Below are 16108 nucleotides of genomic sequence, written 5' to 3' on the forward strand. Positions count from 1 at the left end.
GTTTCCGAAATACGAGTTCGTTTGGCGGGGATTTGGCACGCCCGTTGCATTTTTGAAGCTCCAGCTCGACGCCGTCTGTCAGTTTGACATCCCGCGTTGAGCAAGATTCTTTCAACAAACTTTGCTTGCACACTTGTGTGAACGGAGGATCAAAAATGTTAGCGACACGTTGGGAACCTTGGAACGAATTGAACCGCCTTTCGCGTGAGATGGACCGACTGTTCACTCGCGGTGTTCCATCCGGCACGTCCGCAATCACCTTCCCAGCTCTGAATGTCTGGGAAGACGACGGCACGGTGTATGTCGAAGCGGAATTGCCTGGATTTGAAACCGAGCAGCTTGAAATCGACGTCGATGCGAACCAGCTCACGCTCAAAGGCGAGCGATCTGCGCCGGAGATGGAAGGTGGAACGTGGCACCGCCAAGAGCGTGGGTTCGGTAGCTTTCATCGAATGATGGAGTTGCCCGCCGACATCGACGCCGAGCAAGTCTCGGCGGACTTTCAATGCGGCATCCTCAGGATCACGCTCCCCAAAAGTGAAACTGCCAAACCACGCCGAATCGAGGTTCAGTCGAGCTGATCGGTTGGCTCGTCCTCGACCCACCCCCCTTTTTTGATTGATTGGAGAAACTCATGAGCACTGCCATGACGACCCATTCCAATGGGTCAGAAAACAAGACGACCACCATGGCTGGTCCCAACACCCGTTCCAACGAACGCACCCAGAACCCCCGTCGCGGCACGACGTTCACGCCGCGATTTGATATCTGGGAAGGCGAGCAGGAGTTGACGCTGTTGGGCGATTTGCCCGGTGTCGATCCAGCGGACCTGGACGTCCAGTTTGAGAACCGGTTGTTGACCATTCGCGGTTCAGTCACGCGCCATGCAGCACCGGATTCCTACCTGCAGTCGGAGTACGAAGTCGGCGACTTCCAGCGAAGCTTCACGATCGGTGAAAAAATTGATGCAGCTGGGATCACGGCGGAGATGAAAAACGGTGTGCTGACCCTGCATCTGCCGAAATCCGAAGAAGCCAAGCCCCGACGCATCCAGGTTCAGGCAGGCTGAAGCCTGTGACCGAAGGAACGAAGGGTGTGTCCATGAAAAAGACCGTGCGGGATGACCGCACGGTCTTTCGTGGGGGAGCCTTCGTTTGAGGCTGCTGTCAAGGCGACGCAAGCCAGCTCAGTGGATGACCTTCATCGTCCGCAGTGCTTCTTGAATCTTCGATTTGGTTTCGTCGCAAACGTTGCTCAGCATGGGCTGGATCGGGCCCGTGTTCGCAACGCCGGCGAGTGCGACCGCTTCGTGCAAAACCCGAATCGGGTGAATGCCATCGCGAAGGTTTTCCAGCGGGAGGAAGTACTGGCGGATGGATTCCGCCATTTCCATGTCGCCGCCTTGGATCGATCCCAGCATATCCATGCTCTTGCGAGGCGCGACGCACACGCAGCCGCTGGTGAACCCGGTGATGCCGAAGTCACGCAAGTGAATGATTGCGGGCTGTTCGCCAATGCCGCTGACGATTCGTTCGGCGGGGAAGACGTCGAGGACTTCACGCAGGTAGTCGTCTTCCGCGGGATTCTCGCGAACAACCGCGTACTTGATCCATGAGATGACGCCGTCATCGTCGAGTGACTTCAGGTCGTCAGGTGACAACCATCGGTCGTGCTTCAGATAAACGACAATGGGCTTGCCGTACTGTTCGGACAACTTTCGGATGCCCGTTGCGATGCCTGCCGAATCGACAATGTCGCGAGAAGGCAACAGCATCGCGGTCCCGAAATCAAATTCTTGCAGGATGTTGATCTGGTCCGAGGCAATTCCAAAAGACGGGCCAAACGATGGCACGACGGTGGTGTCTGGTCCTGCGGAGTCGGAAATCATCCCCAGCAAATCGTCGAAGTCAGCCAGGCTGGTGTGGTAGAGCACCGCGTTGCCACCGTACAGCAACGAGCGAACGCCGCCCGCTTCGAGGAATCGGATGATCTTTTCGTTTTCGTCCGCATCGATTTGATAGTCCGCATCACGAGCCAACGGTGGCACGGCAAAGACAGATTCAGACAACAGGTTGGGATTGAACGGTCCGGTTTTCATGGTGGGAACTCAGAGGACGGGAAACTTGGTCGGTGGGGGCCCGTTGGGAGACAACGCGCGGGCGACGATGCGCCGGTGACAGGGCAGTCCGGCAACGGGCGGGGAAGAACACTCAAATCTTGGCCCACAAAGTAACTCCTTCGTCACGCCGAAGCGACGGGAGCAGCGGCCGGAGACGACGAATGGGGCGGGAGGTCTCCGCCCCATGTCTTGGCTGGTGTTTCGATGTTCGCGGTCTGGGCCGATCGAAAATGACGCCCCGAACGAAGGGGAGGTTTGGGCGGGTTGTGCGATGTTGCGAAAATGCAACGCCTGTGTGTTTGGCGGGACGGTCTCGGCAAAATAGTGAGTTTGCGACTCCAGGGAGGTCGCAAAAGTGTCGTTTTTCGCGGGTTTTTTCTGCAAATGGCTCAAGTCTTGCCTACTCTTATTTGTGCGGCTGTTTTGGGCCCAAGGATGCCTGCCGCGCCAACGGCTTGCCCTTTCCTTTGGGTTCGCCATTGCAACAATCCGGCTGTGACTCACGGTTTGTGCACCTGTCGTCTCGATCCATCGAGACCTGGGTGCCACGCCTGGGTTTTCCTTTTTGAGACATGCCACCATGACCGTTTCGACTCGTATCGGCCTTCGCCTCAAAGACCTCTGTTTGAATGAACGTATGAATCACTCTGTCCTGTCATCGAAATTTGCCAAACTCTCGGCGCTGAGTTGCCTGTTGGCCGCTGGAACCGCATCGGCTCAGGATGCGTGCTGCTTCACACCGCAATATCGCTTGCAATCTCAGACGATCATGCAGCCCGAAGTGGTCGAACGCATGCGTCTGACCTATGAAACCCAGTACGTCGAAGAAGAGGTCAAAAGCTATCGGCCGGTCTTGAAGACCCGGGTCGAAGAACGCGAAGTCACGGTCCCAGAAACCGTCACCGAAACCGCGTTTCGCGAAGAACGCTACACGATCTACAAACCGGTCACGGAAACTTCGTACCGCGAAGAAACGGTCACGCAAACCCGGTACGTCAACGAGACCGCCGAACGCGAAGAACGTGTCACGACTTACCGTCCCGTGACCGAAACGCAGATGTACCAACAGCAGTACCAGGTGCAACGCCCGGTCACCGAAACGCAGATGGTTCAGCAGCAGTACATGGTTCAGCGACCGGTCACTGAAACCCAGATGCAAACCCAACAGGTCACCTCGTACCGACCTGTCACAACAGTTCAGCAGCAAACGGTCGACGCGGGTGGTTACGTGCCACAAACGACCGTCACGCCGAGCCAATTGCAGTACGGTTTGGGCTGGAACCCACGGGCCTACTACAAGCCTGGTCCGCTCGGGTTGTTGGCGTATCCGCGTGGTGCGGCGACCGCAGTGCCCGTGGTCACACCGCCGCAGGTCCAGACTCAAATGGTCTATCGTCCGAACTACATCAATCAACAAATTGCTCAAACGCAATACATGCCGGAAGTGCAGCAAGTCCAGCGTCCGATCCAAGTGACCCGGATGCAATCCGAAATGGTGACGCAGAACGTGCCGGTGACCGTGCAGCGAATGCAAACCGAAATGGTCACGCAAAACGTGCCCGTGCAAACGACGAAGATGGTTCCTCAGACGACTGTGCGAAAAGTGCCCTACATTGTGCAGCGTCCTGTGACGGAAACGTCCACTCGGAAAGTGCCAGTGCAAAGCAAACGTTGGGTCGCTGAAGAAGTGGTTCGCAAGGTTCCCGTGCAAACCAGTCGCGTGGTCTACAAGACTCGTCGCGAACCGATCACGGTGAAGTACTACGAGCAAGAAGAAGTCGTGCAAGTCGTTCGTCGGCCGGTTTCGGTTCCGCGATACCAAAAGTATCAAGTCCAGCAAATGGTCCCGCGGACCGTCGTCGAACGTGTGCCGTTGTCGTACGTCGATCCGTTCAGTCCCGCGATTACAAATGGTTACTCATCGTTCCGTCCGATCGTCGAATCGGCACCCTATTCGTCGAGTTACCCCAGCACTTCGAGTTACCTCGGTCCCTCGGTCATCACCGAGCCCGGTTCAGTGACCAGTTCACGACCCATTTTGGATTCGGAAGAAACGCAACTCGATGCTCCTTATCAGTTGGATGAGTCCGAGCCCAGTTCCACGATGGGCAAAGTCGAATTTGATGCCCCGGAACCGGATTCCAACAGCGACCTGCCCGACAACTACGACCACATGTTTGATCCACAGGATTCAGACGAAGTCGAACAGCCTCAATTGGATGACAAAGAGGCCAGTTGGAAACGTCGCGGAATCGAGGGCCAACCCGCCAGTGTCCGCAACATTTCGCACCGCGTTCGCTGGAACCCAACCTTCGCTCGTGAGTTGTAAGTTCACAGGCAAAACAGGGTTCTTCCAAACCAGTTGACGCATCAAAAAGGCGAGTCTTTCGGGACTCGCCTTTTCGCGTTTCTTCAGGTGTCTCGGTCGAGAGTGGCTCTTTCGAAAGCCGCCACGGTGGCGATCACCGATGGTGGCATCCAGCGCTCAGCGATTCATCTGTTCCATCGTCAGGTCATAAATTTCATCGGCGTCCAGCACCAATGAATTCGACGTGAAGAGCTTGGCGATCGCGGCTTTGTGTGTTCGCATCTTCAGTCCACCCACGCCGATGGGACCGTAAGCGACTGGGCCGTCCGCCTGGCTTTCGTGCAGCGGTTTGGACTTGTCGAACGCTTCGACGCCGCCCAGGCCGGCGGGTGGGACCGCATTGAGGTCGATTGCAACCCGCAACTTGGTCAGGCCGAGGATCAGTTCTCTGGACGCCAGTTCCACGCCGGCCGCTCCACTGGCGATGATCACATCGGCGCGTTCCAGCAAGGCTTTCAAGTCGTCTTCCTTCTCGGGTGCGGCGGCTTCCAGGTTGCCGGATCGGACGTGGACGCCGATCTCTTGGCAGGCGGTCTCGGCGCGGTTGAGCGAACGGCTGGTCAGCAGCACGTTGGCGTTTTGCCTCGCCAGCATTTGAGCAACACGCCTGCCAACGGGACCGGTGCCGCCCAGGACCACGGCGGTGCAGCCATCCAGTGTCACGTGCTTGGAGGCGGAGGCCACCGCAGCGGCAGCGGTGGTGTTGCATCCGGAAGCGTCCAGCATCACCGAAACGCGAACGGGGCCAAAGAAAGCTTTTTGAACACGGCGAAAGATTGCTTCGGCTTGAACCACATCGTTCCCGCCGATGAACAGAGCGGAGTGTTTGAGGTCGTCACCACCACGAGTGAACATGGCGCCGTGTACCAGTGATTCGACCGAGTCCGCTTGCACACTGCCATACTGGAACAAGTGGTCAACGCCCGCGTCCACGGCGACAACCGCATCGAACGAACTGGGGTGAGGATCCACGTCCAGTTGAAAGAGGATGTTCTTGGGCATCGTCGTCACCAGTGTGCAGAAAGATGGGTTCGTAGAAGACAAAAGAAAAGCTTCGGGCTCACGCCCGAAGCTTGTTCGTCATTTTGCTTTGGACCAAGTGTTGGCTCAGAAGCCCTTGAAGGGGTGAGCAGCGGTGTCCTTCTTTGCCAGCATGTCGTCCACAGTCGGTTTGCCTTGCATGGCCGACTTGAGGGCGTCCTTGGTGGCTTCGTAGTTGTACTTGTAGATCTTTTCGTCGTCTTCGGCGGCGGGGTGAATGAACACACCACAAACGCAAACCAGATCTTCGCACTGATCCTTTGGAATGATGCCTTCGCTGACAGCGTCGGCAACCGCTTGAGCGACGGCGGCTTGAGCAGGTCCGAACATTTGCACGGCTTGCTTCATGCCTTTGATCGTGACTTTGGTCACCATCACGGTCGATGGCTTCACAGCCACGTTGGGCTCGAGCACGGCCAACAGGTTTGTGTGACCTTCGCTTTGATTGGCCAATGCGTTGGCAAACGCTGCGCCGACGGGTCCGTCTTTGCTACCGATCATCAGATCGATGTGAGAAATTTCGTTGCCGTCACCGACGAGGGATTCACCAATGTGGAATTGCATGACAAGATGCCTTTGGAGAGGGGAAACAAACGCCCAAAGATTTACCGGTGGGAACACATGGTCCTTACCCCACACGCAGGATGAACACACCAATGGCGATGGGTGGGTCGGGCAGGTTGAAAACGGTAACAAACCCCTGCGACGGTGAGAACCGCCCCGCAATTCTGTTGGTGGGGGCGTCGGTTCGATGGGCCGCCCAATCGCTGCGTCGTGGGCAGCCTAATTCACGGCTCATTGGCCTGGATTGGTTCGGCGATTCCGACACCCGAATGGTTTGCGACCGATTCCATGCATTTCAGTCGGACCAGGAACCCTCGCGAAATCTGTCCGAACAGATCGATTCGGTCGCGAATTTGCACGCCGCGAGAGTGGTCCACGTGGGTGGGCTGCAGGTCGCCGGGGCGGCGAATCCGTGGGAGGGCTGGAACCGCTTGCGTTCCCTTGTTTGCAAACTGGCCATCGAATCCGGCGTCGATGAGTTCCCGGTGACGATTCCTCTCACCTACCAGTGTTCTGCCGGGCGGGGCTGTTTGGCGGGAGCTGCCGGCGAGGACGCACCTCTGGCGGATTGGGTGGACGGGGCATCTGGCCGATCCATCGACTGGCTGTGGAAGCAAATCGGCTCGACCGGCGGTTTGGGAATTCGTCGGGTGCTGCCAGAGGACCTGTCGATCGCGACATCGGGCGACGGATGGTTGCAACAACGGGTTCACGGTCGCTCGTACGGGCTGGTGGCCATTGCGGAATCCGATCAGACACGGGTGCTGGGGCTGTCTCGCGGGCTCCATCACCGGTCCGGTGACCGGCCGTTTGTCTACTCGGGTTCGCGAGGCCCGATCTTCGAGGGGGGTGGCGCTGATCCCGGCAACGTGCCTTGGCGGTCGCTGCAAGTTCTGAGTGAACGAGTCGCACGGGAGTTTTCCCTTCGCGGACTCTTCAATCTCGACTTCATTCGTGACTCGGCAGGTCGATGGTGGTTGCTGGAACTGAACCCTCGTCCCAGTGCATCGTGCGAGATCATCGAGCGTTGGGCCACCGAGGCCGGATGGTTGTCTCCGGATCACTCCCTGATGCGAATGCATCTGGACGCCATTGATGGACGCGATCAGACGGATCTGCTGGCTTGCCGATCGAGTTCCGAATGGTTGCACGGTCGGAACGCATCCGCTCAGTGGGTCAAGCGAATCGTGTTTGCCAATCGAGATGTCTTGGTCGACGTCGAGAAAATTCAAAAGCAGTTTCGCGCAGATTCGATCGCCGTGGAACTGGCGGACCTGCCCTCGTCGTCCACCGCCTTTGTGAAGGCAGGCGAACCGATCCTGACGGTGTTGCTCAGGAAGGATGACCGCGCAAAAAGAATGGCCGCGGCGCAGTTGCGCCGGGCCATTCGGATCGTTCAGGGTGCAAGGTGAACTACTTCCGTAGCAACACGGCCCAATCTTGATCGGCGTCGGCGGGAGGATTGCCGATGTTGACCGAACCGCCGCCCGAAACGGTTTTGACGGAACCCGATTGCAGATCGCCCCCGCTGCGGGCGTTGTACCACTGCACTTGGAACTCGCCATCGGCATCACTCAGGTCGATGGACGTTGTGCCTCCGTTTGGCAAATACACCACGTACACCTCACCAGTCTTCGCCAAGCAATACTTCGAATTGTCGTGCTTGTCGTTGCCAATCAGTTCGTCGGCGTTGGTCATGTCCCAAAACGGGATCGAGTTGTTTTGGAAGAACTCAATCGCGATCCGGCACGCGTCCCAGCTCTGATCGCGACTTCGCCAATCTTCGCACGCAAGGTCGTTCTCGTCGTATTGATAGCCGAAGTAGTATTCGACTCCGCCACCACCACCCATGAAGTTGCCCCACAAGGTTTGCTTGCGGACTTCATGTTGGGTGTAGGTCATCTTTCCGGTTTTGTCGTGGCCGTCGTAACCGCGGTAACCAAGGTCGGGACACTGGCCGTGGGCGGCCGATCCCGATTCATCAAAGGCAACCACCCAAGGTTTGCCAGCCTCGCGTGATTTTTCACACCACTTCACGGTTTGTGAGTGAGTGTCCTTGATGTGGCTGTTTTGCAGTGACACGCCAGTCAGGTTGGACTTGTCACCAATCAAAGCATCGTACTTGAGGTCTTGCTGACCGGGGTAAGTGTGCAAGACGCGATGGTGCCCGTAAGGGTCCATTTCTTCGATGTAGTTCAGCATCGCGAGATGTTCGTCGGCGGTTTGCGTGGTCTCTTCGGAAAGGTTCCAGTTCAATGCCAGGTTGTGACTGAAGCGAGCGATGATTTCTCGCAAGTACAACTTTCGCTGCGTGCCGAGTTTGCCACCATCGAGCGATTCCGGTTTGTAGCCGTTGGACTTTTGACCTTGGCGATGGTCATCGTTCTCGGTTTCCTGCAACTTGAAATGCAGGTACATGCCGTTTTGGGTTCCGTGGTCAAAGACGATGCCCCACTGGTCCAGTTTGCTGCAGTCATAATGCAGTTTGTCGTCACGCTGGATGAAAGGCCAAACGTTGTCGCCGTCTCCGCCTGCGTTGTAGGTCAAGAATGAAAACGCATTGCAGCCTTTCGATGAAAGGTAGTTGACCGCACCGATCAAACCCTTGCCTTGGCCGTCTTTCCAGGTTGGGTCGCCACGTCGCCAATCGCCAATGTGTGGTGCGTACTTCTTCAAAGGCACCCTGCCCGGTTTGCCAGCAACGGTCCCGTCGAACTCAGCGTAGCCCAGCAAGGTTTCAGGCGCGTCGGCGCCGGCTTTGAGGAAGTACGTTTCACTGCCCGCGAATTGCAGGTGAGGTTTGTTGACGTATTGCAAGCGTCCGTGAGCACGCAAGTCACGACCGGACTTGTTGGTCTTGGCGACGGTGAACTTCCCCGTCTTTCCGTCGAAGGGTGCCAATGCTGCTGAGGAGGCATCTCGATCAATCGAAGCGTTCTTGCCTTTGACGAATCGAACGGTGTAGGTCCAGGTTCCCGTTTCATCTGGAGCAAAGTGAGCACGCCACTGAGTGCCTGATTCTGCAGACGAATTCGCGGCATCGCCATTGGCGGCGAAGTATCCCGGGACCAAGTGCTGTTTGCCGCTCTCGTGTTGAAACTCGACATCCAATCGATAGTCCAAGAATGGGTTCGGAGCGTTGTCTTTCTCGTGAGCATACGGACCATCGAGTGTCAGCGTGATCTTGTGCCACATGCGTTTTTCGCCACTGACTTTGACCGTGCCGTCGCCATCCTTTTCGCGAGGCATTTGGAGCGGTTGATCGCTGACCGGTTTGGTGGGACTGCCGCTGCGATCTTTCGAATCGGACTTGGCAGACGCTTTCGCGACGGACTGATTATTCTCTTTCGCGAATTTGGCTGCGACCTTGGCGGTCGCAGCATTCGCGGGAGTGAACGTCAATTCGCTCCAGCGTGCTCGGCTGAACTCTTGGCCGTCTGCCGATGCGATCTGAGAAGTGACTTCTAATTCAGCACCCTCGGTGACCTGGACGTTCGCAAAGGTTTTGTGGAACTGTTCGCCTTCGGCGTAAGTCTGGTCAGCCAATGGGCAAGTGAACGAACCGATGGACTCTTTGTCAGCAGACAGCGTGTAGGTCGATTGGCCATCGTTTTCTCCCACGGCCTTCAACGTGATGTCATAGCGGCCGCTAGGAAACGGAAACACCTTCTGTGCAGCAGCCTTTTTGTTGCGATCAGGGTTGATCGCCAACCATTTGCCTTGGTCCAAGTAGTAGCCATCGCTCTTGAATTCGAATTCTTTGGCGGGCAATGCAAGGGTTACTTTTTCGGAAGCTTGTTGGGGCTTCGCGGAAGGTCCCGCTGGGGGCCGTTTGAAATTTGGATCGGTGGTCATCAACCATTGGTCAAACTCGAACCCGTCTTCTCGCATCGAGAAGTGGATCTTGTGTTCGCCGGGCTCATGAATGTCCAGGAAGATCTTGCCTGGTTCGCCGCAGTGTTGTGCCTCGGTTCGCTGTTTGCTGTCCCAGTACCACGAATGTTTGCCTTGACACCATTGCAGACGTTGTCCCGATTCGGGCCAAGTCCCATCGAGGCCAACATGCAACCCGTTGTCTTCACCACCGGTCGAGTACGCTCGTACCCACACGTAGTAACGACCAGGAGTCTGCACGTTCACACGGTAGGTCAACACGGCCATTTTGCCGGGCTGCGGTGAAAAGTTGGTGCCGTGGATCAATTTGTCCGCGTGCGTGCGCCGTGTGTCAGGCAAAATTTCCAGGTAAGCGCCGCCGCTGGCGCTCTCCGCGTGCGATGGGTCTCCGTCAGGTTGGATCGAGGGAGTCGACTCTGCGGTTGTCAAATAGAAGGCGCGTTTGTCGGTGTTCGTTTGCGACGCGAAATCTTCCGCCTCGACTTTCACAAATCCTTTGGCTTCCTCGAACACTGTGTTCGGTTTTTGGGCCAAGGCGGTGACACAACAGGCAAACGTCATTGCCATTGCAACGACCGATTGCAGCACAAGAATCTTGCGTAATCTACACACTTGCATGATGGTGGAACTCCTCAAGGGGGGTGATGGGAGCGGACAATCTAGTTCAGTGGTTGCGGAATTGACAGCGATGGCTTTCAAGGTTGTTTCGTCGGTCACTGTCCACTACAAACGGGTGGTCAATTACGCCCCTTTTTTGCTCCCAACCAGAGACACAGTCATGGAAAAATACCTGGCGAACGTGAAGAAGTATGTCCCCAATCCCATCGAAGACGCGGTGGAATCCTTGGTCAACCACCTGCGGTTGGCCTTGGCAAACCGTGACTCGTCAACCGTTGCGGCAACCGACCCGGAAGAACTCGCCGGTATCAGGAGCGGTTACTGTTCAGTGAACTTGGACCTGACGTCCGAACAAGCCGACGCGGCCATCCAAAAGGTGTGCGAGATCATGAAGGGTGACAAAGCGAAATGTCGCGTCACGTTCTACTATTTGTTGGCACAGGAAAGCGATACCATGCACCGAGTGGCGGGATGATGATTCATTAACACGTTGAATTTTGGTGAGGTGTCGGTTCATGTTTTTTGCGAGTGACAATTGGGCCGGCGCCGCCGACCCGATTGCGGAATCCTTGAGTCGCCATGCGAAGGGTATGTCCCCCGCCTACGGGACAAGCGATCTGGATCGCCGCCTCGAACAACGATTCAATGAGTTGTTCGAAACGGACTTGGAAGTGTTCTTTGTCGGGACCGGTACCGCCGCGAATTCGCTGGCGCTGTCCGCCGTGAACCGACCGGGTGGGTTTGTGCTCTGCCACCGCGATGCTCATTTGATTGAAGATGAATGTGGGGCACCTGAATTCTTCACCTCGGGGGCTCGCTTGGCACCCGTGTCTGGTGATCATGGAAGGATCTGCCCGCGAGCCTTGCAGAAGCAATTGCGACGGTTTGACCCTAATTTTGTCCATCATGGACAACCGATGGCGGTCAGCATCACGCAAGCGACGGAAGTGGGCACGGTCTACAACGTTGATCAACTGAAAGAGATCAGCGGGATTGTTCACGAACACAAACTTCCGCTGCACATGGATGGGGCAAGATTCGCGAACGCACTTGTTCATCTGGACCTGACTCCGGCCGAGATGACTTGGAAGGCTGGCGTGGACGTGTTGTCGTTTGGTGGGACAAAGAATGGGTGTTGGTGCGCCGAGGCGATCATCTTCTTTCGCCCTGAGCTCGCCAAGCAGATGCCGTTCATCCGCAAGCGAGCCGCCCAGCTGTTCTCGAAAACGCGATTCATCGCCGCTCAGTTTCATGCTTACTTGGACGATGACCTCTGGCTGGGATTGGCCCGGCATGCCAACGCGATGGCCGCTCGATTGGCCACAGGGATTGAAAAATCGTCCCAGGCAGAACTGGCTTGGCAGAACGAAACCAACGAGGTGTTCGTGGTGATCGAGAAAGAACACGCCGAACGTCTGCAATCGGCAGGGGCACGCTTCTACGCCTGGCCAACCCCCAACGACTCCACCACAGACCCTCCCGAGGGGCATGGTATGTATCGATTCGTGACTTCCTTCTGCACGGATCCCGCCGAAATCGATCAATTCCTGGGTTTGTTGGGGTAGTCAGCTGCTGAGTCCAGATCGTGTCGTAGGTTTGATCGTACTCTCAAATGTTGGCACTCATCTCGCGGACTGATCCAAGCTCATGCCCATCGAATCCCTTCGTTTATTATTGGTCGAAGACAACGATTTGGATGCGATGTTCATCACGCGTGTGTTCGAACGCGCCACCGTGATCGATGCCCAAATTGAACGCGCCTCTTCGTTGGGGGAAGCGTTTGAAAAGCTCGGTCAAAGTGATTTCGACATCGTCCTGTTGGACTTGGGGTTGCCGGACAGCAATGGTTTGCAATCGATTCGAGCCATTCGCGAACGCACCACTTCGATCCCAATCGTGGTGCAAACCGGTGACGACAGAATCGAAACAGGATTTGCCGCGATCGAAGCAGGGGCTCAAGATTTCCTGTCCAAGCACGACTTGAAGGATCACTTGCTGACCCGTCTGACGGTCCATGCAATTCTGCGGCAACGGCAGATGCTCGAACTTCAGGAAGCTTCCCTTCGTGACTCCATGACTGGGATCGCGAATCGCCGCTGCTGTGACATCGAATTCAAACGCCGTTCAGAAATTCTCTCGCATGATGGTGTTCCATTTTGCGTGGGCATCGTTGACATCGATCATTTCAAATCGGTCAACGATTCAGGTGGGCACGATTTGGGCGACCGCGTGATTCGCCAAGTCGCACGAAGCCTTCGTGACACCTGCCGACCGAAGGACTTGGTGGCCCGGATTGGTGGCGAAGAATTCGCGGTGATCTTCTCGGACACCACGATCGATGAGCTGGGATCTCTTCAGCAAAAACACCGACGCGCGATCGAGGAATTGGAATCTCTCACAGAAGAGATCAAAGTGACCGTGAGCATCGGCGCCACCTGTGTGTTGGCATCGGACGACAACCGATCTGCCTTCCAACGCGCCGACTCTGCGCTGTACACCGCGAAGAAAGCCGGTCGCAATCAATGCCGAATTGAGACTGCGATTCGACCGGCGATCAACGGGCAGATTGCCTGAGCTTGTTCAGTTGCGAATGCCGAGTTTCGCTTCCATTTGCTCCAATGAAATGCCTTTGGTTTCCGGCAGCATCGTGAAGACCCAGAGTCCTTGCAGAATCATCATGAAGCAAAAGAACCCAAAGATCATCGACGGTTGGAAATGATCGACGACAGACGGGAATACCAATGTCAAAATCGCGGCAAAGATCCAATGAGTGAAGCTGCCCAGCGCCTGTCCCGCAGCACGGTGTTCGTTGGGAAAGACTTCTGAAATCAGCACCCAAATGACGGCCCCTTGTCCCATGGCGTGCGCCGCGATGAAAGCAAAAATACACGCGGGAACGATGGCAAACGTTTCGGATTGAAACGCGTAAGCGCAGGTGCCCAGCGACAGGACGTAGCCCACCGATCCGATCAGCAACAACGTGCGCCGGCCCAGTCGGTCGATCAAGTACAGCCCGACGAATGTGAAGATCAGGTTGGTCACACCAATCCCAATGGACTTCAGCAAAGCGGTCTGTTCACCCATCCCCGCCAATTCAAAAATGCGTGGCGAGAAGTACAGAATCGCGTTGATCCCGGAAAGCTGATTGAAGAACGCAACCAGGAACGCGATCGAAATCGGTGTGAACAATCGCCGACTCCAAAAGGGCTCGGCGGGCGTTGTGTCAGACTCCGCTCGGACGGACGCGACAATCTCGTCGACCGTCTGCTGGATGTCGGCTTCGGACGCCTCGGGACGCAACTGTTTCAGGACGGTCACGCCCGCGGACCGATCTTTCCGAATCGCGATCAGCCATCGGGGGCTGGCGGGCAGTTGGAAACACATGGCTGTGAAGATCAATGCCGGCAGGGATTCCACCGCCAACATCCATCGCCACGCGTTCTCGGTGACCCAGGACCCGATCAAGTAATTGGACGCAAACGCGACGAGGATTCCAAAGACAATGTTGAATTGGAACATCCCAGTCAGGGTGCCACGTTGTTCCGGCGGTGAGATCTCGGAGATGTAGAGCGGCGCAGCGACCGTTGAGATGCCAACTCCTAACCCGCCGATGAATCGAGCGAGCATGAAAGAGTTCATGCCGGTCGCGAGCCCCGACCAGATGGCCGACACCAAGTACAGGATCCCAATCCACAACAAGGTGTTCTTGCGCCCGAACTTGTCGGTGGGCCAGCCGCCTACCAACGACCCCACAACGGTTCCCCACAGGGCAGCGCTCAATGCGAGTCCGTGCTGAAAGTCTCCCAACGCCCACAAACTCTGAATGGCTTTCTCTGCTCCAGAAATGACAACGGTGTCAAAACCAAACAGGAATCCCGCCAAGGACGAAGTCAAACTCCACAAGAAAACGCGCTGGTTCAATTTCAATTGCCTGCTGTCGGAACGAGGAGGGACGCATCTTCGTCATGGGATCTGCCGCCGCTTCATGAGCAGATGGCAGCAGACCGCCAGCATGCGTTTCGTTCCAAGTCTAGCAAGACTTCATTCCGAAATGTGTGCTGCGGCCAACGCGTGCCCATGCGCCGCCGGTTCCGCAGGAGCATCCTCAAACGATGCGTTGCTCCGTAAACGAGTCAACTCTTTCGCGGCGTGGTAGCGAGACGCGATCCCGGGTTGTGGGTACAGTCCGCCTCCCAGCAGCAACAACGTCAGCAGCAAAATGGCGAATCGCTCAGCAGGCCGGGCTCGCATTGAAATCACGGTTCGGTTCTCGCAGCCGGTGAAGACGCGAAAGTAAGCCAGTAAAACCGCGACACCACAGAATGCAGTCGCGATCACCACCATGGTTCCCACCAGTGGATAAACCTCCACCGCACCTTCGATCAGCAATTCCATCCCGACAAATCCCACCGTCGCTGGAAACCCAATCGACGCCAGTCCTGTCAGCAAGAAGAAACCGGCCAGCATGGGCATCTGCGGGTACAGGCCATGGAATTCATCGAGTGAGATTCGTGAGATGCGAGCTTCGATGCATCGCAGTGTGATTCCAAACCCCGTCAGCGACATCGCCACCGACAGCCACAAACACAGCGCGCCGGTCAGACCGATTGGGGTGACCAGTTCCAAGCCCACCAAAATCAAGGAGGACTGAGACAGCAGCAAAAAGCAAAACATTCGGCGAGCATCTGATTGCACCAATGCCATCGCACCGGCATACACCGCGGTGAACAAGGACAACACCGCGATGCTTTGCAGCGCCCATGACGGAGCGATCGGCAGCACCAGACGCATCACCGCGTAGGCACCCACCAATGGAGTCGTGTGCAAGATCGCGGTGCCGAAGGTGGCTTTTTCAAATAGATCTGTCATCCACAAGTGCAGCGGGAAAATACCGCTTCGAAGCAGTCCGGCGGCTGTCAAAAACGCACCCGGGATCAGAACCGCAGATGAACTGGGATCGACCATTGTCAACCATCCGTAACCAACGACCAGCAATCCGGCGAACAATCCCATGTGCAAACAATAAATCCGGGTGCAGCGTTTGCGACGGCGCAATTCCAAGAAAGGAGGGATCGTCGAAGCGACGAGCAAAATGATCAAAGCCCAAGACGCTCGACAGCTGAACGTGGCCAAGACCAACGATTCGGATATCAATGCCAGTTCGAGTGAGAACCGGGGCGCCTTCGTGCGGAGCGTTGACAGCACGATGACCATGAAGATCAAAGCCGCCAATGGCAATTGAAAGGCACTCAGCTCGTCGATGACAAAGACATCCGGCGGAAAAATCCAGCGCAGAAACGCCCAATGATCATGGGCTTCGAAGGCGCCGATCATGGTGAAGTCCACCAATTCGCCGATCGTCAGCAACAACGTCACAACGCACACCACGACGGTGTCACGCAAGGCGCGTTCGCCATTGCCACGCCATTGCAGCCACAACACGCCGAGAAGCGGAACAAGGATCGAACACTCGATCCAGGGAAAATGCAGTTCAGACAACGGTC

Annotated in this window: 13 protein-coding genes; 7 read left to right on the forward strand and 6 right to left on the reverse strand. The window is 56.4% G+C overall.

Annotated elements, in window-relative coordinates:
* Positions 1–155 precede the first annotated feature (155 nt).
* Both RISK_RS22435 and RISK_RS22440 read left to right on the forward strand, forming a co-directional pair.
* Positions 156–581, forward strand: a complete 426-nt coding sequence (locus tag RISK_RS22435) for an Hsp20/alpha crystallin family protein (RefSeq protein ID WP_047816721.1) — start codon at positions 156–158, stop codon at positions 579–581.
* Between the two features lie 107 nt (positions 582–688).
* Positions 689–1069, forward strand: coding sequence for an Hsp20/alpha crystallin family protein (locus RISK_RS22440; protein WP_047816722.1), 381 nt, complete (start codon positions 689–691; stop codon positions 1067–1069).
* A 117-nt stretch (positions 1070–1186) separates the two neighbouring features.
* On the opposite strand, the gene RISK_RS22445 is transcribed toward RISK_RS22440, so the two are convergent.
* Positions 1187–2098 (reverse strand): dihydrodipicolinate synthase family protein, encoded by a 912-nt coding sequence (locus RISK_RS22445; RefSeq protein WP_047816519.1) that lies wholly within the window; start codon positions 2096–2098, stop codon positions 1187–1189.
* A gap of 601 nt (positions 2099–2699) precedes the next feature.
* Between RISK_RS22445 and RISK_RS22450 the strand changes: the two genes are divergently transcribed.
* Positions 2700–4448 carry a hypothetical protein gene (locus RISK_RS22450; RefSeq protein ID WP_083435122.1) on the forward strand — a complete coding sequence of 583 codons (1749 nt, stop codon included), beginning with the start codon at positions 2700–2702 and terminating at the stop codon, positions 4446–4448.
* Positions 4449–4604: 156 nt separating this feature from the next.
* Here the strand turns inward: RISK_RS22450 and RISK_RS22455 are convergent, their stop codons facing one another.
* On the reverse strand, positions 4605–5489 hold the full coding sequence (locus RISK_RS22455) for an NADP-dependent methylenetetrahydromethanopterin/methylenetetrahydrofolate dehydrogenase (protein ID WP_047816520.1): 885 nt from the start codon (positions 5487–5489) through the stop codon (positions 4605–4607).
* A gap of 105 nt (positions 5490–5594) precedes the next feature.
* Entirely contained in the window at positions 5595–6092 is a 498-nt protein-coding gene (gene fae, locus RISK_RS22460; protein WP_047816521.1) for a formaldehyde-activating enzyme, read from the reverse strand.
* 116 nt (positions 6093–6208) lie between these two features.
* Here fae and RISK_RS22465 point away from each other — a divergent pair, with 116 nt between their 5' ends.
* The gene (locus tag RISK_RS22465) at positions 6209–7504 is read left to right on the forward strand and encodes an ATP-grasp domain-containing protein (protein ID WP_236696582.1); all 1296 of its coding nucleotides are present in this window, start codon (positions 6209–6211) and stop codon (positions 7502–7504) included.
* A gap of 1 nt (position 7505) precedes the next feature.
* Here the strand turns inward: RISK_RS22465 and RISK_RS22470 are convergent, their stop codons facing one another.
* A complete protein-coding gene (locus tag RISK_RS22470; protein ID WP_173442720.1) occupies positions 7506–10553 on the reverse strand; it encodes a DUF5060 domain-containing protein in 3048 nt (1015 codons plus the stop codon).
* Positions 10554–10674: 121 nt separating this feature from the next.
* On the opposite strand from RISK_RS22470, the gene RISK_RS22475 reads away from it, so the two are divergent.
* From RISK_RS22475 to RISK_RS22485, 3 genes are all read left to right on the forward strand, one after another.
* The gene (locus RISK_RS22475; protein ID WP_236696583.1) at positions 10675–11079 is read left to right on the forward strand and encodes a DUF2853 family protein; all 405 of its coding nucleotides are present in this window, start codon (positions 10675–10677) and stop codon (positions 11077–11079) included.
* A 40-nt stretch (positions 11080–11119) separates the two neighbouring features.
* Positions 11120–12169, forward strand: a complete 1050-nt coding sequence (locus RISK_RS22480) for a threonine aldolase family protein (protein ID WP_047816523.1) — start codon at positions 11120–11122, stop codon at positions 12167–12169.
* 82 nt (positions 12170–12251) lie between these two features.
* Entirely contained in the window at positions 12252–13178 is a 927-nt protein-coding gene (locus tag RISK_RS22485) for a GGDEF domain-containing protein (protein WP_047816524.1), read from the forward strand.
* Between the two features lie 6 nt (positions 13179–13184).
* On the opposite strand, the gene RISK_RS22490 is transcribed toward RISK_RS22485, so the two are convergent.
* Both RISK_RS22490 and RISK_RS22495 read right to left on the reverse strand, forming a co-directional pair.
* Positions 13185–14525, reverse strand: a complete 1341-nt coding sequence (locus RISK_RS22490) for a sugar porter family MFS transporter (RefSeq protein ID WP_047816726.1) — start codon at positions 14523–14525, stop codon at positions 13185–13187.
* A gap of 120 nt (positions 14526–14645) precedes the next feature.
* Positions 14646–16103 carry a proton-conducting transporter transmembrane domain-containing protein gene (locus RISK_RS22495; RefSeq protein WP_047816525.1) on the reverse strand — a complete coding sequence of 486 codons (1458 nt, stop codon included), beginning with the start codon at positions 16101–16103 and terminating at the stop codon, positions 14646–14648.
* Positions 16104–16108 lie beyond the last annotated feature (5 nt).

Origin of the sequence: Rhodopirellula islandica, from assembly GCF_001027925.1 — a bacterium.
GTDB lineage: Bacteria > Planctomycetota > Planctomycetia > Pirellulales > Pirellulaceae > Rhodopirellula > Rhodopirellula islandica.

Bases quoted from the DNA above. Each gene is read 5' to 3' on its own strand.
- RISK_RS22435 (WP_047816721.1), top strand. From the start codon at position 156: ATGTTAGCGACACGTTGGGAACCTTGGAACGAATTGAACCGCCTTTCG.
- RISK_RS22440 (WP_047816722.1), top strand. From the start codon at position 689: ATGGCTGGTCCCAACACCCGTTCCAACGAACGCACCCAGAACCCCCGT.
- RISK_RS22445 (WP_047816519.1), bottom strand. From the start codon at position 2,098: ATGAAAACCGGACCGTTCAATCCCAACCTGTTGTCTGAATCTGTCTTT.
- RISK_RS22450 (WP_083435122.1), top strand. From the start codon at position 2,700: ATGACCGTTTCGACTCGTATCGGCCTTCGCCTCAAAGACCTCTGTTTG.
- RISK_RS22455 (WP_047816520.1), bottom strand. From the start codon at position 5,489: ATGCCCAAGAACATCCTCTTTCAACTGGACGTGGATCCTCACCCCAGT.
- fae (WP_047816521.1), bottom strand. From the start codon at position 6,092: ATGCAATTCCACATTGGTGAATCCCTCGTCGGTGACGGCAACGAAATT.
- RISK_RS22470 (WP_173442720.1), bottom strand. From the start codon at position 10,553: ATGGCAATGACGTTTGCCTGTTGTGTCACCGCCTTGGCCCAAAAACCG.
- RISK_RS22475 (WP_236696583.1), top strand. From the start codon at position 10,675: ATGGCTTTCAAGGTTGTTTCGTCGGTCACTGTCCACTACAAACGGGTG.
- RISK_RS22480 (WP_047816523.1), top strand. From the start codon at position 11,120: ATGTTTTTTGCGAGTGACAATTGGGCCGGCGCCGCCGACCCGATTGCG.
- RISK_RS22485 (WP_047816524.1), top strand. From the start codon at position 12,252: ATGCCCATCGAATCCCTTCGTTTATTATTGGTCGAAGACAACGATTTG.